Origin of the sequence: Limnohabitans sp. 63ED37-2, assembly GCF_001412535.1 — a bacterium.
Classification (GTDB): Bacteria; Pseudomonadota; Gammaproteobacteria; order Burkholderiales; family Burkholderiaceae_C; genus Limnohabitans_A.
Genome location: NZ_CP011774.1, coordinates 245,389 through 267,412, shown reverse-complemented (window position 1 = coordinate 267,412; position 22,024 = coordinate 245,389). Strand labels below are relative to the sequence as shown.

The window sequence follows — 22,024 nt, the reverse complement described above, 5'->3', positions numbered from 1 at the left end:
AACAAAAAGGGTGTCCGAAGACACCCTGATTGTAGAAAGCCGCCCCTGAGTTCAGGGTCGGCTCATGAAGTCAAAGCTCAAGCCTTGGCTTTGGCCTTGCTCATGGCGGCCTTGACCGAAGCTTCGGCTTGGGCAGTTGCGGCCTTCACGCTGGCTTCGGCGCTGTCAGCGGCTTGCTTGGCCACTTTTTTCAGGGTCTCGGCTGCGCTTTGGCTGGCTTCGAAGGCGGTCTTGATCACGGCCACAGCGGCGTCAGAACCGGCAGGCGCGTTTTTCAGGCTGGTTTCGATCAGGCTTTTGACAGCTTGCTCGGACTCGGCCATTTTGCCTTCGACGGCCTTGGTGAACTCGGCGCCAGTGCTGTTGGCGATGTCCGTCAGGTGACGGCCATAAGACACCGACTTTTCGAAGGCGGGCTGCACCAAAGCGGCTTGCACGGCCATCAGTTCTTGAGGCGACTTGGCACCCATCAGAGCTTGCATGTTGGCGAAAGACTCGCCCACAGCGGCTTTGCCAGCGGCCATGTTCAGCTCGACCAGGCGCTCGAAACCGGCAAAAGCCGATTGCGACAGGCCAGCGGCCACGTTCAGGTTGGCTTGTTGGGTGGCGGTGAATTGTTCAGCGTTGAAGTTCATGGTGATTCCTTGAAGAGGTTTTGTTGCAATGCAGCAATTTGAACAGCGTGAGCCAGTCATGGCAAGGGAAAACCCGCACTTTAGAGTCCGCTCTCCAATTCAAGCCTTGTGTGGGCCGCCACGCTGAGCCAGCAACAGAAAAGGCCTTTGCTCGGGCCCTGTGCCAAGCTCACTACACTTGGTGGTTTGGCCAGTTTGGCCCGTTTACCTTGCACGTATGGAATTCATCAGCCTGCTCTTCATTTTGGCCACGGGCATCCACTGGCTCAATACCCTGGGCCAGCGCAAACGCACTGCCTTGCTGGCCGAGCAATTGCGCCCCTTCCACATCGAAAAAAACATGGCCCAGCTGACCGGTGCCTACATGCGGGCACTGGGCGAATCCGACCCCGAACGCCAACAGCACATCCTGCAACTGCAAGCTGCTGCCGAGCAGCAACTGGCCAGCGAGTTCCAGCACTTGGCGCGGGAATTTGCCAAACTGCCTGCCCCCGTTTCACGCGGCTTCAAGCTGGCCCTGCCCTACATCGACCAGCTCTCGCCCAAAGCCACGTTCGACATGCGCCGCCTGCTCGAAGTCCACGCTCAAGGCATCGAGCGCACCGTGCGCAACACGCAGGGGCTTGCGCCCAAGGCGCGGTCCTTTCGCATGATGGGGGAGATGTTTCTGATGCAGCACAGCTGCCACTGGTTTTGCCGCTCCAAAACCATCGCCTCGGCCCGCATGGTCGCCCAGCACCAGACCCGCTACGAGCAAGCGCTGGACGCGGTCAGCCCCGAAACCCGCCAAGCCTATCTGGACGTGGTGCAGGGCTGATCAGCCCTGCTTCCAAGCGGTGCGCAGCGCCTGGGCGCACAAGGCCACGGCCGTGTTGGCCTCTTGAAGCACCCGGCCCATGGTGATGAAGCCGTGGATCTGCCGCTCAAAACAGATGTACTGCGCGGACACGCCCGCCCGGCTCAGGGCATCGGCGTACAACAGACCTTCGTCGCGCAAAGGGTCAAAACCCGCCGTCAGCACCAAGGCAGGGGGCAAGTTGGCGTGGCTCTTGGCCAGCTGGGGCGAGGCCCGCCAATCCAGCGTGTCTTGTGGGCCGCGCAGGTAATTGTTGGCATACCAGGCCATCGAATCGCGCGTGAGCATGTAGCCTTGGCCATTGGTTTGGTACGAGGCGGTGTCTGGCGCCATGAGTGTGCTGGGGTAAATCAGCAGCTGCAGCACCGGCTTGTGGCCCAAGTCACGCAAGCCCAAGCAGGCTGCAGCGGCCAGATTGCCGCCCGCGCTGTCCCCGCCAATGGCGATGCGGGTCGGGTCAATGCCCAAAGCTGCTGCTTGTGCAGCCACCCATTGCCAGGCGGCCACCGCGTCCTCGTAGCCCGCTGGAAACTTGTGCTCCGGCCCCAAACGGTAATCCACCGACACCACCACACCCCCGGCTTGCTGGCACAGGCTGCGGCACAGCACATCGTGGGTGTCCAAGTCGCCAATGGTCCAACCGCCGCCGTGCAGGTACACCAGAGCGGGCAGGGCCTGACCGGCGCCTGCCGGGTGGTAAACACGCACCGCAATCGACACGCCCGCGTGGCTGAACTGCAGGTCCTGCACACGACCCACCTCGGGCGCGTCGGGCTGGGTGAAGCTGCGCCGCGCCCGGTAAGACGCCCGCGCCTCGGTGGGCGTTTGGGTGTAAACCGGCGGAATGCCTTTCTCGCTCAACAAGGTCATCAGGGCTTGGGCTTGGGGGTCGAGCATGGGGCACTCCGGGGTAGGGGCTTGCGGGATTGAAGCGTTGGCAAATTATGGGTGGGCAGGAGCCGAACATACGGGCAAATGGGCGACACCCCGGCTGGCCCCAGCCAGCTGGGGATCGCGCCCTAGGGCCACCTGGCCCCCATGCTCAAACAGCGAAGGCCTGCAGCGCCGCCTGCGCGATGCTGTCCGCGTCCACCGCAAAAAAGCGGCGCAGCGCAGCCCGCGTGTCGCTGCGGCCAAAGCCGTCGGTGCCCAGCGTGCGGTAGCGGCGGCCTTCGGGCACGAAGGCGCGCACGCTCTCGGGCACGGCGCGCACGTAATCGGTGGCGGCGATGATGGGGCCTTGGGTGGCGCTCAACAGTTGCGCCAAGTGACTGGCCTTATCCGCTTGCGCCATGCCATCGCGTGCCAACTCGCTCCAGCTGGTGATGCTCAGCACCTCCACGCCCACGCCTTGCGCGGCCAGTTGCTGCGCGGCTTTGACCACTTCGGTGAGGATCGCGCCAGAGCCGAGCAAGGTCACGCGCTGGGCCGCATGGATGGGGCCGTAAGCGCCAAATCGATAGCCCCCGCGCAGCACGTCGGCTTCCACGCCCGCAGGCAAATCCGGCTGGGCGTAGTTCTCGTTCATCAGGGTCACGTAATAAAACACGTCGGCTTGCTGCTCGACCATCTCGCGCATGCCCGCGTCCAGAATCACCGCCAGCTCGCCCGCAAAGGCCGGGTCGTAGGCCTTGCAGTTGGGGATGGTGGCCGCCACCAAATGGCTGCTGCCGTCTTGGTGTTGCAGGCCCTCGCCGCCCAAGGTGGTGCGGCCTGAAGTGGCGCCGAGCAAAAAGCCGCGTGCCCGCTGATCAGCGGCGGCCCAAATGGCGTCGCCCACGCGCTGAAAGCCGAACATCGAGTAATAAATGTAGAAGGGCAGCATGGCCAGGCCGTGCACGCTGTAGCTGGTGGCCGCGGCTGTCCAGCTGGCGATCGCGCCCGCTTCGCTGATGCCTTCTTCCAGAATCTGACCGTCGGTGGCTTCGCGGTAGCTCAGCACCGAGCCGATGTCTTCGGGCGCATAGCGCTGGCCCACGCTGCTGTAAATGCCCACCTGCTTGAACAGGTTGGCCATGCCAAACGTGCGCGCCTCGTCGGCCACGATGGGCACGATGCGCGGGCCGAGTTGCGTGTCTTTGAGCAGGTTGCCCAGCATGCGCACAAAGGCCATGGTGGTGCTCATCTCTTTGCCGTCGGCCTGCAGCGCAAACTGCCCGTAGGTGCTCAAAGCAGGTACAGGCAAACGGTCACACACCGTCTCGCGCTTGGGCAAGCTGCCACCCAAGCGGGCGCGGTGTTCGCGCAGGTAGCGCATCTCGGCGCTGTCGTCGGCGGGTTTGTAAAACGCCAAGCCCTTGGCCTGCTCGTCGCTCAGCGGCAGGTCAAAGCGGTTGCGGTAGTCGATGAGGTCCTGCTCGTCGAACTTCTTTTGGCTGTGCGTGGTCATCTTGCCCTGGCCCGCGCTGCCCATGCCAAAGCCTTTTTTGGTGTGCGCCAAGATCACCGTGGGCTGGCCACGGTGCGCAGCCGCTGCGGCATAGGCCGCGTGGATTTTCACGATGTCGTGGCCACCCCGCTTGAGCCGGTCGATCTGCTCGTCCGTCATGCCCTGCACCAGCCGCGCCAGCTCTTCGTTTTGGCCGAAAAAGTTGTCGCGGTTGTAGCGCCCATCTTTGGCGGCAAAGGTCTGCATTTGCCCGTCCACCGTGTTGGCAAAAGCCCGCAGCAAAGCGCCCGAGGTGTCGCGGGCCAGAAGACCGTCCCAGTCGCTGCCCCAGACCAGCTTGATCACGTTCCAGCCCGCACCCGCAAACAGCTTTTCCAGCTCGTCGATGATGCGGCCGTTCCCGCGCACCGGGCCGTCCAGGCGCTGCAAATTGCAGTTCACCACCCACACCAGGTTGTCGAGTTTTTCTCGAGCGGCCAAGGTCAGGGCGCTCATGCTCTCGGGCTCGTCCATCTCGCCATCGCCAAACACGCCCCACACCTTGCGGCCGCTGCAGTCTTGCAGCTGGCGGTGCGTCAGGTAGCGCATGAAACGCGCGTGGTAGATCGAGCTGATTGGCCCCAAGCCCATCGAGCCCGTGGGGAACTGCCAAAAATCGGGCATCAGCCAAGGGTGTGGGTAGCTCGACAAACCGCGCGCGCCGCTGCCCGGCGCGGTGATCTCTTGGCGGTAGTGCATCAGGTCCGCCTCGCTCAATCGGCCTTCCAAAAATGCACGGGCGTACACGCCGGGGGCGCTGTGCGGCTGAAAGAACACCAAGTCGCCTTGGTGCTGCGCAGTGCGCGCATGAAAGAAATGGTGGAAGCCGGTCTCGAACAAATCGGCCACGCTCGCGTAACTGGCGATGTGCCCGCCCAACTCGCCATAGGCCTGGTTGGCACGCACCACCATAGCCAACGCGTTCCAACGCATGATGGCCACGAGCCGCTCTTCGGTGGCCAAGTCGCCGGGGAACACGGGCTGGTCATCGACCGCGATGGTGTTCATATAAGGCGTGTTCAGCTCGGGCTGCCAGCCCGTGCGCTGCTGCCGAGCCACCGTGGCCAGCTCGTCCAGAATTTGACGGGCACGGGCTGGGCCTTGGGTACCGATAAGAGCCAGCAAGGCCTCACGCCACTCGGCGGTTTCCTCGGGGTCGATGTCGTGGGCGGACAACATCGCTTGCAAATGGGGTTCGATGGGTGCGTTCATGCGTTTGACTGTACCGGGCAGCGCGGCGCATGTGCTGCGTATTTACGCCTCTTAGACCAGCATTTAAAGCACAATATGCCGTAATTGATAGGGATTCAGCATATGGTTCTGGACAACGTGGATTTGAAGATACTCAACGAACTGCAGCGCGACGGCTCGCTCTCCAATGTGACGCTGGCCAAACGCATTGGCCTGTCGCCCTCGCCGTGCCTGGCCCGCGTCAAGGCGCTGGAGTCGGGCGGCGTGATCCAGCGCTACGTGGCGCTGGCCAGTGCGGCGGCACTGGGGCTGGGCCTGACGGTGTTCATCTCCATCAGCCTCAAGACCCAAAGCAAGGAAACCCTGGCCGACTTTGAGGCGCACATCGCCCGGCACGACGAAGTGATGGAGTGCTATTTGATGACCGGCGACAGCGACTACCTGCTGCGCGTGGCGGTGCGCGACATGGCGGCGCTGGAACGATTCATTCTGGAGCAGCTCTCACCGATTCCAGGCGTGGAAAAAATCCGCTCCAGTTTTGCGCTCAAGCAGGTGCGCTACAAAACGGCTTTACCGCTGGGCTTGGGGTGAACTTGGCTTGAGTTTTTGCGGATATTTTTGCGACTTTGAAAATTCATCCAAGTCTTTGTCGCATATGGATTTTTCAGGGGTTTCCTCGATCTTTTTGCGACTTTGAATGCGAGTTCAAATGCGACTTGAAATGCGCTTTTATTCAACCCTGCGCCCGCTGCTTCAAATACGGCCCCACCATGTGGCGGCTGGTGCGTTGCAGGCCCATGAGCAAAGCGTGGTCGGCCTGCGTGCAGCCGTAGCGGGTTTTCAGGTCGTGCTGCATCTGCGCCAGCAAATGCGCGGCCATCTCGGCGTCGGCCAACGCCCGGTGGGCACGGCCTGACGACGGCAAATGGTGCAGCGCAGCCAGCGTGCCCAGCTTGTGGTTGGGCGCTTGCGGGTACAGGCGGCGCGACAGCAGCACAGTGCAGGCAAATGGGTGCGACGCGTCTTCTCCGCAACGCGCCAGCTCGGCCTCCCAGAACTTTTTGTCAATGGCCGCGTTGTGCGCCACCATGGGCCGCCCGCCCACAAAGCGGGCCGCCTCGCGCATCACCTGCTCGGCAGCTGGCGCGGCCTGCACCATCTCGTTGGTGATGCCCGTGAGCTGGGTGATGAAACTGTTCACCCGCACCCCGGCGTTCATCAGGCTCTGGTAACGGTCCACCACCTGCCCGCCTTCGAGCATGACGATGGCCACCTCGGTGGCGCGGTCGCCCATGTTGGGGGAGATGCCCGTGGTTTCGAAGTCGATGATGGCGATGGGGGACATAGTAAACAGGCCGATGCAAAACAGGTCTCAGATTAAAACCCGCTTTCACAGGCTTGCACCATATTAAAGATGGCTTTAATATGGTGCACCTGTATTCAAGCGATCTTTCATATCTAAGCATGCGCATCACCGGAACCTACGTCACCTCCACCACGCTCGGCGAGAGCGTGCGCGCTTTTGTGCCCCATGCGCTGCCACCTGCTGAGCCCGAACTGGACGTCGCTTGCTATGCCGAACTCAACCGCACGGCTGAACTGGCCTTAGCCCGTCTGGCAGGGGTCGCAGGCTTGGTGCCTTCGATCGACTGGTTACTCTACAGCGCCATCCGCAAAGAAGCCCTGCTCACATCCCAGATTGAGGGGACCCAGGCGACACTGGTCGACCTGTTTGACAAAGAGGCGGGGCTTGTCGTCAGCAACACAGACGATGTGGAGGAGGTCACCGATTACCTGCGTGCCTTTCGCTGGACAGAACAAACATTGCGGGACCCCAACGGCCTGCCCATGAGCGTACGCCTGATGCGGCAAGCCCACCGCCTGCTCATGGATGGCGCCCGTGGCTCTGGTCGCCAACCGGGCGAATTGCGCCAGTCTCAAAACTGGATCGGCGGCACACGGCCTGGCAACGCTGTATTTGTCCCCCCGCCGCCCACGCAAGTACCCGCTCTGCTGGCCGATCTTGAACGCTTCATTCACGACACTCGGCCCACCTTGCCCCCTCTGGTGCGCATTGGGCTCGTGCACGTTCAGTTTGAAACCATTCACCCCTTTTTGGATGGCAACGGACGCATTGGGCGATTGCTGATTGCCGCACTCATGGAGCAATGGGGCTTGTTGTCAGAGCCCCTGGTCTACGTGAGCGCCTACCTCAAACAGCATCAAGCCGAATACTACCGACGACTTTCTGCAGTCCGCACGGATGGTGATTGGGAAGGCTGGGTGGCTTTTTTCCTGGAAGGTGTCGCACGCGCTGCAGACACCGCAGAGCGTGGCATCGTCGCATTGGCCAGCCTGATCAATACCGACCGACGTCGCCTGCTCCAAGAGCCCAGAATCACGCCAGCCAGTCTTCGTCTATTTGAACTCTTGCCATTGATGCCCATTTTTTCCATCGATCAAGTCTGCGAAAAACTGGGAACCACGTTCCCCACAGCCAATGCGGCGGTCAAAACACTGGAAAAGCTCGGCATCGTGGTCGAGCAGACTGGGCAAAAAAAGAACCGTCATTACAGCTACCAAGCCTATGTGGAATTGCTGAGCGATTGATTTTTGGACGACCGGTGATGACATCAATGGGGACGAAGGTCAAAAAACCTCAGTGATAATCTTGCTCCCGCTGGTGCTTGATGGCCAGCACGAACACCACATCGGCTGCGGCGTCAAAAGCATACAGCGCCAGATAACCCGATCTTCCGCGTGAGATAACGAGCTCGCGCATACCCTGTGCCACGGGGCGCCCCATCAACGGATGGCGCTCTAACACTGACAAAGCATCCAGCACCAAGTCCACCGTTTCAACCGCGTGCTCAGGTCGACTTGCCAACAAAAAATCTACCAGCTCCTCGAGATCGTTAGCCGCCTCCGGAGAATGCACCAGTAGCGTCATGACCGCGGGGCCAGCAACTTCTCAAGCCCTTGTGCCGCAGGTCGCTTGCGCGTGCCGCCTCGCACCTTGTCTTTCAGGTATTCGGCCATTGCACTTCCATCCAAAACCACGCCTGTTTGCAGCAAGTTTTGCCGCGCCTGCAAAGCACGCTGAACCAAAGCGTCCTCTTCTTCAGAGCGAGTCACGGCCAACTCAATGGCCTGCACCATGAAGGCGTGCGGCGTCACACCACGTTGACTGGCCGCAGCTTGCACCTTGGCGCGGGATTGTTCGTCCAATTTGACAGAGAAGGTCGGCATTTTGGGGCTCCTATTGCATTGATTATATGAAAAGGTGTTACCTTGTAAACACCACATTCGACAGGCGATGAATCCTCAGGCTTTCCAAAGCAACGACAAGCAAGACAAATCCCCCAAGATGCGCACGCACAGTCCCTTAACCCCGAAAATCCAACGTCTGATGTTTGAATTTCGGGGTTATTCTTTCCAACCGATGCAACACCGACACCCCGGCCCCCTCCTCTTCTGCGGCGACCCCCACGGCCAATGGCAGCACATCCTCGATGCCGCCTTGCAAACCCACGCCCGCGCCGTGATCTTGCTGGGCGACTTGGAACCGGCTCGGCCGCTGCACATCGAACTGGAAGCCATTTGGGAGCGCGTCTGGTTCATCCACGGCAACCACGACACCGACCATGCGGACAACTTTGCCAACGTGTGGCACGACGAAGTGAGCGAGCGCAACCTGCACGGCCGTGTGGTCACGCTGCCCTGCGGCACGCGCATCGCCGGGCTGGGCGGTGTGTTTCGCGGTGCGGTGTGGTACCCCAAAGACGCACAAGCGCCCAAGTTTCGCAACCGCGAAGCGCACGCCCGCGTGACGCCGCGCCAAGACCGCTGGCAAGGCAGCGTGCACCTCAAGCACTGGTCCAGCATCTACCCCGACGAGGTGGAACAACTGGCCACGCAACAAGCCGACATCCTCATCACCCACGAAGCGCCCGGCTACCACGAGCACGGATTCAAAGAACTGGACACCCTGGCCCGCCGCATGGGCGTGCGCATGACGGTGCACGGCCACCAACACGACAACCTGGACAGCAGCGCCCAATGGGACACGCAAGGGTTTCAGAGCTTTGGGGTGGGGTTGCGGGGGGTGATGGCTTTCGACGCGGTGAATTTTTCTTGACCCAGACAAAGCCCTGGTACACCAAGCCGCACCCATTTCTTAAGCTGATTGCCTCACCCACATGGAGGCAGCATGAACCCCGCAACAGACCCCAGCACCACGCCTGTTTATGGCGTTCGCCCCAGCAAGCCCGGCTTGTATCTGGGCTTGTTTCATGGCCGCGACACACCCAACCAAGCCATGCACGGCTGGGGCTTTGATGGCCCAGCCATTGGGCCACTCAGGTACTTTCACACCACCTACGCCTGCTCGGTGAATGTGGAATTTGTCAGCCCCACAGATGCCCAGCTGTTCACAGGCAGCCACGACACGCTCATGGACTTGGCCATCAACGGCGACCTGCTGTGCTTTGACGGCAAGCTGTACGGCGATTGGACGGTCTACATGGTGACGCCCGAAGAATGCTTCAGGCCACCCGACACCTTCCGGCAAAACACACGCCCCAACGATTTGCGCAGGCAAGCCAAACCGATCCCGTGGGACGAGGACAGCTAACATCCGCGATCAGGGAGAACAACACATGCCACGATCCACCGACTGGACGCGCAACGAAACATTGGCGGCGTTTCACATTTACTTGCAACTGCCATTTGGGCAGCTGCACCGCAACCAAGCACGCATCGTGCAGTTGTCGCAATGGATGGGGCGCACCGCCAGCGCTGTGGCCATGAAGCTGGTCAATTTGGCCAGCCTCGACCCTCAAATTGTGGCCAGTGGGCGACGCGGCATGGGCAATGCATCCAAGCTGGACCAACAAATTTGGAACGAGTTTTTGGCGGCCAACGACCCCGTGGTCACCGAAGCGGCCACGTCATTTGGCCACTATGCAGAACAAAACGGCCTGCCGCCCTTTGTGGACGTGCTGGACGAAGTGCCCGAGATTGCAGAAGGCAAAACCACCACGGCCATCGTGCAGGTACGCGTCAACCAAGCCCGGTTTCGCCGCGCCATCTTGGCCAGCTACAACGCCACTTGCTGCATGAGCGGCCTGCGCGTGCCCAAGCTGCTGGTGGCCAGCCACATCGTGCCGTGGAGCATGGACACCCAAAACCGCCTGAACCCCAGCAACGGCCTGTGCCTGTCGGCCCTGCACGACCGGGCCTATGACCAAGGGCTGATCACGGTGTTACCGGACTTCACCATCCGCGTGGGCGAAGCGCTGCGTCACGCCGAGTTGGACCCGTTTGCACAAAGCAGCTTGGCGCAATGCGAAGGGCAAGCGATTCGTCTGCCTGAGCGCTTTCGGCCTGCGCCTGCGTTCTTGGAGGCGCATGCGCGGAGGTTTGGGTTTTTGTGAGTGCAAATGGGCAACAGATTGGCTAGAGGTCGGGCGTGCAGAGAAAGCGGACTACACAGCACACGTAAAAAACCCATCGTCCCGAGCAGTTCAACCGTGGCAACTTAAGGAAAAATGGTGAGGCTGCGTTGCACGCGGACCGCTTCGATCTCGGCTGCTTCGTCGAAGGTCAACAGACCAAGATGAAGCGGTAGTGCGAAAGCATCGGGGTCAATGGCTCGTCGAAGTGAGTCAGCCTGCTCATCGCTTTTGCAAAGAATCATCAAGTCGATATCTGCCGCATTTGGGTCGTTTCGAGCGACTGAGCCAAAAAGATGCCAATGAGTTCCTTCAACTTCCGTTCCAAGCGAGGCCGCAAGCTCGCGAAGACTGGTGATTACTCGATGGCGAATCACTTAGACAGCCGACCCAAAAGTTGGCGGAACGTCAAAGCCTGCGCTCCGATAGATTTGGCAGCCGTCTCCGCTTGATCAGTGATAGCGCCGTAGCTCGATGACTTGACGATGACATCAAAATGTCCAAATTGACTCTTGGCGTTGCGCACGTCCTCGGCGCTCATGTTGTATGTATCAATAACCGAAACGATGAGCCCCGTACCGATCCTTTGATCGACTTTGAAAACCCTATCGTAGATGTATGAGACGCCGGAGACGTTGGTGTGCTGTTTCATCGCGTTGATGAAAAAACCCATGTCTTTGTCTCGATAGGTTCCAGCATTTTTTGTTGAGGCTGCCCGAGAGACATCACCCAGTGTTCCGAACGCGGCATAAGCTGCATGGATGCGGTCGATAGCAGCACCGCTCCAAAGGGTTTTAGAAGGAATGTTCACTGCCAACTGTGGAGTAGTGGCACCGGAAAATAGATGCTCTACATCAGTCAACTCAACAACATTTTTTACGCCTAGGACTGCGACATTAAACGTATATTCACCCTCTGATCTGACGACCAAGAAATTTTCTGGCGTGCGATCGATTATCTCGAGTCGCTGTTCAATTAGCTTGCCCATCGCCCAATCGGTCACATCGCCGCTCATTCGTCAATCCTTCAAAATCTTTGGTAACTCGTTGGGAAACCGAGAAGCATCTTCTCTATTTCCTTCAATATGGAAGGCCTCCAAGTCGTCAATGTGCTGCCGGAACTGCTCCAGCGTTGTCTTCTCATAGTCACCAAGCAGATGACGGTTGGCATCTAGGATTGCGAGAATTCGCCTGTCGTTGGGGAGGATGCGTGTCAGCATCTTGCGCTTCCACTGCTCAGCTGCGCCGCTTTCTGGGTTGCGGGCTGCGTCGATGTGAGGTCCATACTGAATAAAGATCGCATGATTTTCCGCTAAGAGTGGTTCCACTACGGCGCGGGCTCCACTACGCTCACCGAACTTAACCGCACCGAAGAGACCCTGGAGCTTGTTCGCGTGCTCGCGTTTCCAGCCCAGCATCATCTGGTCCGGGTAGGCGCTCGGCGCCTTATCCACCATCGTATGGCAGTTTGCACAAAGCATGACTAGGTTTCCAAAGGCGCCGCGTTCTTCCTTGCTGAGAGCGGGTTTGGTTCGAGGCCCGCCATCAGTGGCCGCAAACACATGGGCCATCTCAGCGATGTGAATGGACACTCCCGCCGCGTCGACGAACAGCTCGTTCGAGCAACTTGGATTCTGGCAATAGCCGGCCGATGCGGCGAAAAGGCGTCGCTGCGTATGCGCATTAGGCGATGCAGCACCTCTGGAGCAAGCCATGTTGGTGTTCCTGTAATCTCGTATCGCCGAGATCTTAATCTGAGACTTCCCAATTAGGGAGAGATCGCTGACCGGTTTTCTCATGACCGCTTGCTGCCAAAATCAGTCACCAATCTTCGCTGAATGAAAAAATGACAGCGTGACAAATTTGGCGGTTATCCCATTTCAAACTCCGTGTTAAAAATTGCGGACAATCAAAAGCAACACCAACGCGCCGCCAGAACGCCCGTACATGACCAACCCACCCGATCCATCCTCCACCGTTGGCTATTACAACGACCACGCCGAGCAGTTTTTCAGCTCAACATTGCGGGTGGACATGGGTCCAATTTACGAGCGCTTTCTCAACGGACTCGCCCCCGGTGCAAGCATCTTGGATGCCGGGTGCGGTTCGGGGCGTGATGCGCGTGCATTTGCTGACCGAGGTTTCAGCGTCAGCGCTTTTGATGCTTCTGTTGAACTGGCCAAGCGGGCCAGTGAGCACTGTGGCTTTGCGGTGGATGTTCGGCGCTTTGAGGATGTGGACGAGGTCGCTCAATACGATGCGATCTGGTGCTGCGCGAGCTTGCTGCATGTGCCGCTTTTGGACATGCCGGTTGTGTTGTCCAAGTTGTGGACGGCGCTCAAAGCTGGTGGCCGCATTTATGTGAGCTACAAGCTTGGCAGCGGCGAGCGTGAGCACGACGGGCGGCGGTTTACCGATGCCGACGAAGACACCGTGCGTGCTTGGCTGGGGGCCATGCCCGAATTGCTGCGAATGGAGTTTTGGCAAACCCAGGACCAACGGCCAGACCGCACTGAAAGCTGGACCAATGCTTTGGCCCACCGTTCGACCGGACCTGACAAGCGACTGGTCACGGGCGGCGACGATCATTTTTTGCCGCACCTGTCCGCCGCTTTTGCGCGTTCCAACCAAGCTGATTTGGCGGTGTCTTTTGTCAAGACCTCGGGGCTGCGTTTGCTGCTGCCCGATTTGCAAGGCATGGCAGAAGCTGGTGACACCCATCGCATTCGGGTGTTGACCAGCGACTACTTGGACATCACCGACCCAGAGGCTTTGCGCTTGCTGCTCTTGCTGCAAGAAAGCGGTGCGGAGGTGCGCGTGTTCGCCACTCAAAACCAAGACAGCTTTCACCTCAAGGCCTATGTGTTCGCCCGCTTCGAAGCCGGGCAGTTGGCGTCTGGCACCGCCTTCATTGGGTCCAGCAACATCAGCAGCAAAGCCCTGCGCGATGGGCTGGAGTGGAACTACCGCGTGGTGTTTCCGCAAGATGCCGGTTATCTGGAAGCACGCGAACGGTTTGAAGAACTTTTTGCGCACCCCAAAACCATGGCCTTGACCGACAGCTGGATCGAGGCCTATGAACAACGGCGCTTGCCGCCCACGCGTTCGGTGGCACCTGGCAGCCACGAACAAGAAGCGCCACCACTGCCCAACGACATTCAGCAAGAAGCCTTGGCCGCGCTGGCCGACACCCGCGCAAACGGTTACCGGCGCGGCTTGGTGGTGTTGGCGACGGGTCTCGGCAAGACATGGCTGGCCGCATTTGATGCGGTGCGCATGGGGGTTCGGCGCATTTTGTTTGTGGCGCATCGCGAAGAAATTTTGAGCCAAGCAGCGGCCACCTTCATCCGCATCTTGCCCGGTAAGCGCGTGGGTTATTACACCGGGCGCAGCCGGGATGGCGATGTGGACGTGTTGTGCGCATCGGTGCAAACGCTGGGCAAAGCGGCGCACCTGGAGCGCTTTGCGCCGCAGCACTTCGATTACATCGTGGTGGACGAATTCCACCACGCTGCTGCGGCCACTTACAAACGCTTGTTGGCGCACTTTGCACCTTCGTTCTTGTTGGGCTTGACGGCCACGCCAGACCGCACAGACCAGTCGGACATCTTGTCTTTGTGTGACGACAACCTGGTCTTCGGCTGCAACTTGTTTACGGGTATCACCAGCGGCTTGTTGGCCCCGTTTCATTACTACGGCGTTCACGACGAGTCGGTCGATTACAAGGAAGTGCCTTGGCGCAATGGACGCTTTGACCCTGAGGAACTGTCAAACAAATTGGCCACGTTGGCGCGTGCGCGTCATGCCCTGGCGCAATGGCGTACCAAAGCCCAGCGGCGCACGCTGGCGTTTTGTGTGTCCACCCGGCATGCCGACTTCATGGCCGAGCATTTCACGCGGGCTGGCGTGTCGGCCGCTGCGGTGTATTCGGGCTCTGTGCTGGGGCGTGCACAGGCGCTCGAAAAACTGGAAGACGGCAGTTTGCAAGTTTTGTTCTCGGTGGACTTGTTCAACGAGGGCGTGGACTTGCCCAGCATTGACACGGTGCTGATGCTCCGACCCACCGAATCCAAAATCTTGTTTTTGCAGCAGCTGGGGCGAGGCCTTCGGCGGCATGAGGGCAAACAGCAGTTGGTCGTGCTGGACTTCATTGGCAATCACCAAGCCTTTTTGGGCAAGCCGCAAGCCTTGTTTGGCGTGGGCACCACTTACAAAGCCCTGGCCGACTTTGGGCGCAAGGCGGAAAAGAACGCGCTGGAGCTACCAAACGGTTGTTACGTCAATTACGACCTGTCCATCATCGAGTTTTTGAAATCGCTCGATGGCGCCGGAACGCAAAAAGATTATGAGGCGCTTCGGGCCGTGTTGGGCCGCAGGCCTACCCTGACTGAGTTTTACCACTCGGGCAGCAGCATGCAGGACATGCGTCGGCGTGAAGGCCATTGGTTTGCACTGGTCCAAAGCATGGGTGATTTGTCTGCAGACGAAACTGCCGTTGCCGAGCGTTTCCAAATGGTCTTGCGCGAAGTCGAAACCACGGCCATGACCAAAAGCTTCAAGGCCGTGACGCTAGAGGCGTGGCTTGAACTGGATGGCCTGCGCCAGCATGTTGCGCTGGGTGCATTGGCCGCGCATTCGCGTGCGGTGCTCGACCGTCGCCGCCCTTTGTTGTCTGACCTCGATGCCAAGATGCTGACCACCCAGGGCACCGATGCCGCATGGGCGCGGTATTGGCTGGACAACCCCATCAAAGCCTGGACGGGCGGCAACCTCAAAAACCCGGCATCGGTGCCGTTCGAGGTGCGCGATGGCTGCTTTGGCCTCAAGCAAACCGTTGCGGAGTCAGACGCGGCAACACTTGCGGACATGCTGCAAGAACTGGTCGATTACAGACTGGCCGCTTACGAGGTGCGCAGGGTGGCTGTGGAGCCCGCCAGCAATGTGATTCCCTTCCCCGTCAAGCTGCGCGAGACGGTGGAGTTGCCGTTTTTCCCCAACCTCAAAATCGCTTGCGGCCATTTCAAAACCGGGCGTGCTGACGCTGAAGAGCACAAGGCTTTGCCGCTGGCCTATGGCACGCTGGACCCGAGTCGCCACTTCATTGCCCGCGCATCGGGCAACTCGATGAACGGCGGCAAAAACCCGGTGTTGGACGGTGACTATTTGCTGCTGGAGTTGATCACGCCCAGTCGTGCAGGCTCGATCACGGGCAATGTGGTGGCCATCGAACGGCAAGATGACAGCGGCGACAACCAATACCTGCTGCGGGTGGTCACCAAGGGCCGGGAAGGCCAATACATTCTGAAAGCCAACAACCCGGACTACGAAGACCTGACGGCCACCGACGACATGCGCACGCTCGCTCGCCTGCGCAACATCATCGATCCACTGGATCTGGCGCTCGGTGAGTCTTTCATGCGGGAAGACATTCCGGCGCTGTTTGGCGAGGCCTACAACCCCGGCAATTGGAATGTCGGCCATGTGGTGCTGGCCCAGAAAAAGGCGCACATCCTGCTGGTCACGCTCAACAAACAAGGCCGGGCTGACGAGCACAAGTACATGGACCACTGGATCGATGACACGCACTTTCACTGGCAAAGCCAAAACGCCACCGACCCGACCAGCAAACGCGGCGACGAAATCATCCGCCACGCCGCTTTAGGCATCGACATCCACCTCTTTGTGCGCGACACCAAGCTGGCCGTCGGCAAGGCCGCACCGTTCACGTACCACGGCCGGGTGTGCTACCAGTCGCACCAAGGCAGCAGGCCCATGAGCATTGTGTTTGGGCTGCAAAGCGGGACGGATTGACGGGTTTCACGCTGCAGGAGTTGCAAATAGATTGGCATATACTGCATCTTCAAGTCATTGACTTTATTGATTTTTTTATTAAAATCAATGGCAAGTGACATTTGCATTATCGAGGTTGTATGAAGATCATTGACAAGCTGAAAAGATCACTCAATCAGCGGCGTGACCGGGTGATTCTTCGTTCGGAGTGGGCGAGCATGTGCAGCCCTTCGCAGCTGACCAATGCCTTGAATCAGCTGCTCAAAGAGGGCTTGTTGGTGCGGATCAGCTCTGGGGTTTACGCCAAAGCTCAGGCAGGTGCCAACGATGCCGCACTTTCCAGCGCAGAGGTCGAGCAATTGACCAACGAGGCTTTCAAAAAGCTGGGGCGCACCATCCAAAGTACCAGAGCCCATTCAGATCAAAACCAGGATATGTTGCTGGTTGACGGTGGACGTCATCGCCTGAGCCGTCAATTCACATGGGGCCATGCCACGGTCGTATATGCAGCGCCAAACAAGGCACGAACGATGCCCAGCAGGCCCATCAGCTTGCCCGAAGACTTGAATGCCTTGCCACTGAAAAATGTGAGCGCATTTGTCCAGCGTTTTGCGATGTCACGCGATGTGCACTTCAAGCGCTCAGGATTGGACCAGTGGGCAGAGGCGGTCACGAGGGCATCAGGCGACGATGTCACGCTGGACGAAACCGGCAAACTCTTGGTCGCGCTGAAAAAGAAACATTTGATCAATGGCCGTCAGATGGCACGCTTGATGTCCAACCACTTGAGTGAGCATCGCGGTGTTTGATCCATTTGGCGACTTCGAAACCCGCGGCTATTTGCAAAATTTCGAGGGCCTCAAAAGGATGGATGAGGTCAAGGTGCTTGAGCACACTTTTTTCGAGGCCAACCTCGAGGATGCGTTTCATTTTTTGGGGGCGGTCAAAGGGCCGCTGACCTACAAGCACTTTCTCAAGGTGCACCATGTTTTGTTCAGTGACTTTTACCCATGGGCTGGGCAAGACAGGCTGCAACTCGGGGTGGGTCAATTTGTCGAAAAAGGCAACTTCCAGTTTGAAGAGGCTTCACTGGCACAACGGGCCATTGAATGGGGTTTGCAGTTGGGCAATGACCCGGCAGTTTTGACCAAAAAACCCGGCGTGGTGATGGGGCAATTTGCGTGGGGGCATCCATTCCTGGATGGCAATGGCCGGACCATGCTGATTGTTCACACGGAGCTTTGTTCGCGTGCCAATTTTTCGATTGACTGGTCCAGCTCCAAGAAAATGGACTACCTCCAAGCTTTGACCCAAGAGCTGACAACGCCTGACCGAGGTTTGCTGGATGGTTATTTCAAACCACTGATACAGAAGTTGCCTGCCCGCAATGTATGGATGGACCACATCAAAGCCTTACCCGGACTCGATGGTGCAAATTCCACAGACGACAACACGGCCTATGCCGCCGATGATGTGCAGGCCAAGCAGCGCTATGAAGAAGCCAGTCAACGCCGAAAACGCAGCCAACAGGGCTGAGCTGGGCCTGACCTACGCCAGCAAATTGCGCTCGAGTACATGACAACCAACTCATTTTGCAAAAATCTGGTTTTGGGTAAAGGACAAGGGCGTGCTTTGGATTTGTTGTCACACCCGTGGGTTTTGGCCCAAGCGCTCTGGATGCATCCGAGTGACTCGAATGGCAAAGTGCGGTTTGATTTCTAGACATTAGCGTCTGAGCACACCCTTATCCAAAACAGGTCCTGTACCGGGTGGCAAGCCGGGATACACACGGCACAATCAGGCCATGCCAGCCAACCCACCCTCGCCTGCCGCCAAGACGCTCAGCGCCCCCCAAAAGGCGTTGATCAAGCTTGGGCTCAAGCGCGACATTGATCTGGCGCTGCACCTGCCGCTGCGCTACGAGGACGAGACGCGCATCGTCAAGCTGCGCGATGCGCGTGAGGGCGACACGGCGCAGATCGAGGCGACGGTGACGGCTTGCGAGGTCACGATGCGCCCGCGCCGCCAGCTGTTGGTCACGGTGGACGACGGTTCGGACACCTGTGTGATGCGGTTTTTCAGCTTCTACCCCTCGCACCAAAAGGCGCTGGCGGTGGGCAACCGCATTCGGGCGCGGGGCGAGGTCAAGGGCGGCTTCATGGGCCTGACCATGATGCACCCGACCTTCAAGGCGGCGGGTGGCCACTTGGCCGAGGCGCTGACCCCGGTTTACCCCACCGTGGCAGGCTTGGCCCAGGCGTATTTGCGCCGGGCGGTGATCACCGGGCTGAACCATGCCGACCTGAGCGAGACCCTGCCTGCGGGCATCGCATGGCCCGACCCGCGTGGGGCCTGGTCGCTGCGCGATGCGCTGCAGTTTTTGCACCACCCCACGCCTGATGTGTCGCTGGCCGCCTTAGAGGACCGCAGCCACCCGGCCTGGATTCGCCTCAAATGCGAGGAGTTGCTGGCGCAGCAGCTGTCGCAGCTGACGGCCAAGCGCGAGCGCGATTTGTTGCGGGCTCCGGCTTTGAAGATGAAGCGTGGCGGTTCGCACGACCAGTTGCTGGCCGCCCTGCCCTTTGGCCTGACAAATGCCCAGCAGCGTGTGGGGCGTGAAATTGCCCAAGACCTGGCCCGCAACGTGCCCATGCACCGCCTGCTGCAAGGCGATGTGGGCGCGGGCAAAACTGTGGTGGCCGCGCTGGCGGCCATGGTGGCCATCGATGCAGGCTGGCAATGCGCCTTGATGGCGCCAACCGAGATTTTGGCGACCCAGCACTTTGCCAAGTTGGTGGGCTGGCTGGAGCCGCTGGGCGTGAAAGTGGCCTGGCTGATCGGCAGCCAAAAGAAGAAAGAACGCGCAGAAATGCTGGCCCTGATCGAGTCGGGCGAGGCCGCGCTGGTGGTGGGCACCCACGCGGTCATTCAAGAACACGTCAAGTTCAAAAACCTGGCGCTGGCCATCATCGACGAGCAGCACCGCTTTGGTGTGGCGCAGCGCCTGGCCTTGCGCGGCAAGATGCAGGCCCCGGGTATGGAGCCGCACATGCTGATGATGACGGCCACGCCCATTCCGCGGACCTTGGCCATGAGCTATTACGCCGATCTGGATGTGTCGGTCATTGACGAGTTGCCGCCCGGGCGCACGCCCATCGTGACGCGTGTCGTGTCGGACCACCGCCGCCACGAGGTGGTGGAGCGCATCGGGGCCCAAATTCAGCAGGGGCGGCAGGTGTATTGGGTGTGCCCGCTCATTGAAGAAAGCGAGGCGCTGGACCTGACCAACGCCACCGAGACCCACGCCGATCTGAGCGAAGCGCTGCCGGGCGTGATGGTGGGCCTGCTGCATTCGCGCATGCCGGTGGCCGAGAAAAAGGCGGTGATGGAACTCTTCACCTCGGGCGTGATGGGCGTGTTGGTCAGCACCACGGTGATCGAGGTGGGGGTGGACGTGCCCAATGCCTCGCTGATGGTGATTGAACACGCCGAGCGTTTTGGCCTGAGTCAGCTGCACCAGCTGCGCGGCCGGGTGGGCCGGGGTGCGGCGGCTTCGGCCTGTGTGCTGCTGTACGGCACGCCTGAGGGCGGGCGCCTGAGCGAAACCGCCCGCGAGCGTTTGCGGGCCATGGTGGAGACCAATGACGGTTTCGAGATTGCGCGGCGCGATTTGGAGATCCGCGGGCCAGGCGAGTTTTTGGGGGCACGCCAGTCGGGTGCGCCCTTGCTGCGTTTTGCCGATCTGGAAACCGACAGCCATTTGCTGGACTGGGCCCGCGCCCTGGCCCCGCAGATGCTGGACCGGCACGCGGGTCTGGCCGAACGCCACATTGGACGCTGGTTGGGCGGAAAATCCGAGTACCTCAAGGCTTGATGTTTAAATAACACCTATGACCCTGACCGAACTCAAATACATCGTGGCCGTGGCCCGCGAAAAACATTTTGGCAAGGCAGCCGAGGCCTGCTTTGTGTCGCAGCCCACGCTGTCGCTGGCCATCAAAAAGCTCGAGGAAGAGCTGGAAGTCAAATTGTTTGAGCGCAGCGCGAGCGAGGTCTCGGTCACACCGCTGGGCGAGGAGATCGTGCGCCAAGCGCAAAGCGTGCTGGAGCAAGCCGCCGAGATCAAAGAAATCGCCAAGCGCGGCAAAGACCCGCTGGCCGGCACCATGCGGCTGGGTGTCATCTACACCATCGGGCCGTATTTGCTGCCCGACTTGGTGCGCCAGATCATCACCGACGTGCCGCAGATGCCGCTGATGCTGCAAGAGAACTTCACCGTGCGACTGCTCGAGATGCTGCGCACGGGCGAGCTCGACTGCGCCATCTTGGCCGAGCCTTTTCCCGAGTCGGGTTTGGCCATTGCGCCGCTGTACGACGAGACCTTCATGGCGGCCTTGCCACTGAACCACCCGCTGGCCAAAGAGGCTTTCATCACCCCCGAGCAGCTGAAAAACGAAACCATGCTGCTGCTGGGCACAGGCCACTGCTTTCGCGACCATGTGTTGGAGGTCTGCCCCGAGTTTGCCCGCTACGCCAGCCAGACCGAGGGCATTCGCAAGACTTTTGAGGGCTCGTCGCTCGAGACCATCAAGCACATGGTGGCCGCAGGCATGGGCGTGACGCTGGTGCCACGCATGTCGGTGCCGGACCTCAAACCTGTGCGCAAACGCTCGGGCGGGCCGCACGATTCACCGGTGCGTTACTTGCCCATCGTGGACCCGGCGGGCGGCAAGCCCCCGACCCGCCGCGTGGTGCTGGCCTGGCGGCGCAGCTACACCCGTTACGAGGCGATTGCAGCCATGCGTAACGCCATTTACGCCTGCCCGCTGCCGGGTGTGACACGCTTGTCCTGACCCGCCGACCAGGCGGTGCCCATGGATGCGGCCATGACCAGGCCAATGGCCACGCCCTGCGCCAGCGTCAGGTGCTCGGCCAACACCAACCAGCCAGCCAAAGCGCCCACGGCGGGCTCCAGGCTGAGCAAAATGCTGAAGGTGTTTTTGGGCAAGTGGTTGAGCGAAAACATCTCGAGCGCGTACGGGATCGCGCTCGACAACAAGGCCACGGCCAACCCAGCCATAAGCCACTGCGGATTGAGCAAGGCGCTGCCCGCATGCCAAACGCCAATGGGCGCCACCACCAGCACGGCAGCCAGCATGCCCATGGGGGTGGCCATGGCGCCATAGCGCAGGGCCACACGCTGGCCAAACACGATGTAAAGCGCCCAGCAAATGCCCGCAGTGAAGGCGAAAAACATGCCCATGGGGTCGAGCGCCGTGGCCGCATCGGCCCCCGGGAAAGGCAGCAATAAGGCCAAGCCCACCACCGCCAAAGTCACCCACAACCAGTCGCTGGCTTTTTTGGAGGTCCAGACGGCCACGGCCAAGGGCCCGGTGAACTCGATGGCAATCGCCACGCCAAAAGGGATGGTCTTGATGGCGCTGTAGAACAGCAGGTTCATCACACCCAGCGTGACGCCATACAGGCCCAGCGGCAGTGCATCAGCCCACACCCACTTTCTGCGCCAAGGCCTGAACACGGCCATGAGCATGAGCATGGCAAACACCAGTCGGTAAGCGGTGGTGCCTTCGGCGCCCAGGGCCGGGAACAAGCTCTTGGCAAACGAGGTGCCCACCGCCAGAGACACCAAACTGCCCATCAAGGCCAGCATG

General features: G+C 60.0%; 21 protein-coding genes. 11 read left to right on the top strand and 10 right to left on the bottom strand.

Features of this window, described 5'->3' with window-relative positions:
• Positions 1-77: 77 nt before the first annotated feature.
• Positions 78-635 carry a TIGR01841 family phasin gene (gene phaP, locus L63ED372_RS01215; protein ID WP_062402174.1) on the bottom strand — a complete coding sequence of 186 codons (558 nt, stop codon included), beginning with the start codon at positions 633-635 and terminating at the stop codon, positions 78-80.
• A 217-nt stretch (positions 636-852) separates the two neighbouring features.
• Between phaP and L63ED372_RS01210 the strand changes: the two genes are divergently transcribed.
• Positions 853-1,452 (top strand): hypothetical protein, encoded by a 600-nt coding sequence (locus L63ED372_RS01210; RefSeq protein ID WP_062402172.1) that lies wholly within the window; start codon positions 853-855, stop codon positions 1,450-1,452.
• On the opposite strand, the gene L63ED372_RS01205 is transcribed toward L63ED372_RS01210, so the two are convergent.
• On the bottom strand, positions 1,453-2,388 hold the full coding sequence (locus tag L63ED372_RS01205) for an alpha/beta hydrolase (RefSeq protein ID WP_062402169.1): 936 nt from the start codon (positions 2,386-2,388) through the stop codon (positions 1,453-1,455).
• A 145-nt stretch (positions 2,389-2,533) separates the two neighbouring features.
• Positions 2,534-5,131 (bottom strand): alpha-ketoglutarate dehydrogenase, encoded by a 2,598-nt coding sequence (mdeB, locus tag L63ED372_RS01200; RefSeq protein ID WP_062402166.1) that lies wholly within the window; start codon positions 5,129-5,131, stop codon positions 2,534-2,536.
• 102 nt (positions 5,132-5,233) lie between these two features.
• On the opposite strand from mdeB, the gene L63ED372_RS01195 reads away from it, so the two are divergent.
• On the top strand, positions 5,234-5,701 hold the full coding sequence (locus L63ED372_RS01195; RefSeq protein ID WP_062402163.1) for an Lrp/AsnC family transcriptional regulator: 468 nt from the start codon (positions 5,234-5,236) through the stop codon (positions 5,699-5,701).
• 142 nt (positions 5,702-5,843) lie between these two features.
• On the opposite strand, the gene L63ED372_RS01190 is transcribed toward L63ED372_RS01195, so the two are convergent.
• On the bottom strand, positions 5,844-6,455 hold the full coding sequence (locus tag L63ED372_RS01190) for a 3'-5' exonuclease (RefSeq protein ID WP_062402160.1): 612 nt from the start codon (positions 6,453-6,455) through the stop codon (positions 5,844-5,846).
• Between the two features lie 119 nt (positions 6,456-6,574).
• Here L63ED372_RS01190 and L63ED372_RS01185 point away from each other — a divergent pair, with 119 nt between their 5' ends.
• Positions 6,575-7,720: a Fic family protein gene (locus L63ED372_RS01185; protein WP_062402157.1), complete on the top strand. Its 1,146-nt coding sequence runs from the start codon at positions 6,575-6,577 to the stop codon at positions 7,718-7,720.
• A gap of 49 nt (positions 7,721-7,769) precedes the next feature.
• Here L63ED372_RS01185 and L63ED372_RS01180 read toward each other — a convergent pair whose 3' ends face one another.
• Positions 7,770-8,060, bottom strand: coding sequence for a type II toxin-antitoxin system RelE/ParE family toxin (locus L63ED372_RS01180; RefSeq protein WP_062402154.1), 291 nt, complete (start codon positions 8,058-8,060; stop codon positions 7,770-7,772).
• Positions 8,057-8,359 carry a CopG family ribbon-helix-helix protein gene (locus L63ED372_RS01175; RefSeq protein ID WP_062402151.1) on the bottom strand — a complete coding sequence of 101 codons (303 nt, stop codon included), beginning with the start codon at positions 8,357-8,359 and terminating at the stop codon, positions 8,057-8,059. The genes L63ED372_RS01180 and L63ED372_RS01175 overlap by 4 nt, the downstream gene beginning before the upstream one ends.
• Positions 8,360-8,552: 193 nt before the next feature.
• Here L63ED372_RS01175 and L63ED372_RS01170 point away from each other — a divergent pair, with 193 nt between their 5' ends.
• The 3 genes from L63ED372_RS01170 to L63ED372_RS01160 all read left to right on the top strand — a co-directional run bounded on the left by L63ED372_RS01170 (position 8,553) and on the right by L63ED372_RS01160 (position 10,545).
• On the top strand, positions 8,553-9,248 hold the full coding sequence (locus L63ED372_RS01170) for a metallophosphoesterase family protein (protein WP_062407487.1): 696 nt from the start codon (positions 8,553-8,555) through the stop codon (positions 9,246-9,248).
• A gap of 72 nt (positions 9,249-9,320) precedes the next feature.
• Positions 9,321-9,743, top strand: coding sequence for a hypothetical protein (locus L63ED372_RS01165; protein WP_062402147.1), 423 nt, complete (start codon positions 9,321-9,323; stop codon positions 9,741-9,743).
• Positions 9,744-9,768: 25 nt separating this feature from the next.
• Positions 9,769-10,545 carry an HNH endonuclease gene (locus L63ED372_RS01160; protein WP_062402143.1) on the top strand — a complete coding sequence of 259 codons (777 nt, stop codon included), beginning with the start codon at positions 9,769-9,771 and terminating at the stop codon, positions 10,543-10,545.
• Between the two features lie 104 nt (positions 10,546-10,649).
• On the opposite strand, the gene L63ED372_RS16670 is transcribed toward L63ED372_RS01160, so the two are convergent.
• Genes L63ED372_RS16670 through L63ED372_RS01145 form a run of 3 tightly spaced genes read right to left on the bottom strand, consistent with a single transcriptional unit; the run spans position 10,650 to position 12,361 of the window.
• Positions 10,650-10,940, bottom strand: a complete 291-nt coding sequence (locus L63ED372_RS16670) for a nucleotidyltransferase domain-containing protein (RefSeq protein ID WP_062402140.1) — start codon at positions 10,938-10,940, stop codon at positions 10,650-10,652.
• Entirely contained in the window at positions 10,937-11,578 is a 642-nt protein-coding gene (locus L63ED372_RS01150; RefSeq protein ID WP_062402137.1) for a hypothetical protein, read from the bottom strand. The genes L63ED372_RS16670 and L63ED372_RS01150 overlap by 4 nt, the downstream gene beginning before the upstream one ends.
• Before the next feature lie 3 nt (positions 11,579-11,581).
• On the bottom strand, positions 11,582-12,361 hold the full coding sequence (locus L63ED372_RS01145) for a hypothetical protein (protein WP_062402133.1): 780 nt from the start codon (positions 12,359-12,361) through the stop codon (positions 11,582-11,584).
• A 148-nt stretch (positions 12,362-12,509) separates the two neighbouring features.
• Between L63ED372_RS01145 and L63ED372_RS01140 the strand changes: the two genes are divergently transcribed.
• From L63ED372_RS01140 to L63ED372_RS01120, 5 genes are all read left to right on the top strand, one after another.
• Positions 12,510-16,373, top strand: coding sequence for a DUF3427 domain-containing protein (locus tag L63ED372_RS01140; protein ID WP_062407484.1), 3,864 nt, complete (start codon positions 12,510-12,512; stop codon positions 16,371-16,373).
• 197 nt (positions 16,374-16,570) lie between these two features.
• Positions 16,571-17,161, top strand: coding sequence for a hypothetical protein (locus tag L63ED372_RS01135; protein WP_156343527.1), 591 nt, complete (start codon positions 16,571-16,573; stop codon positions 17,159-17,161).
• A complete protein-coding gene (locus tag L63ED372_RS01130; RefSeq protein ID WP_062407482.1) occupies positions 17,154-17,888 on the top strand; it encodes a Fic/DOC family protein in 735 nt (244 codons plus the stop codon). The genes L63ED372_RS01135 and L63ED372_RS01130 overlap by 8 nt, the downstream gene beginning before the upstream one ends.
• 268 nt (positions 17,889-18,156) lie before the next feature.
• The gene (gene recG, locus L63ED372_RS01125; RefSeq protein ID WP_062402127.1) at positions 18,157-20,226 is read left to right on the top strand and encodes an ATP-dependent DNA helicase RecG; all 2,070 of its coding nucleotides are present in this window, start codon (positions 18,157-18,159) and stop codon (positions 20,224-20,226) included.
• A gap of 16 nt (positions 20,227-20,242) precedes the next feature.
• Positions 20,243-21,205 carry a LysR substrate-binding domain-containing protein gene (locus L63ED372_RS01120; protein ID WP_062402124.1) on the top strand — a complete coding sequence of 321 codons (963 nt, stop codon included), beginning with the start codon at positions 20,243-20,245 and terminating at the stop codon, positions 21,203-21,205.
• On the opposite strand, the gene L63ED372_RS01115 is transcribed toward L63ED372_RS01120, so the two are convergent.
• The gene (locus L63ED372_RS01115; protein WP_062402121.1) at positions 21,166-22,023 is read right to left on the bottom strand and encodes an EamA family transporter; all 858 of its coding nucleotides are present in this window, start codon (positions 22,021-22,023) and stop codon (positions 21,166-21,168) included. The two genes, L63ED372_RS01120 and L63ED372_RS01115, sit on opposite strands and share 40 nt — an antisense overlap.
• Between the last annotated feature and the right edge of the window lies 1 nt (position 22,024).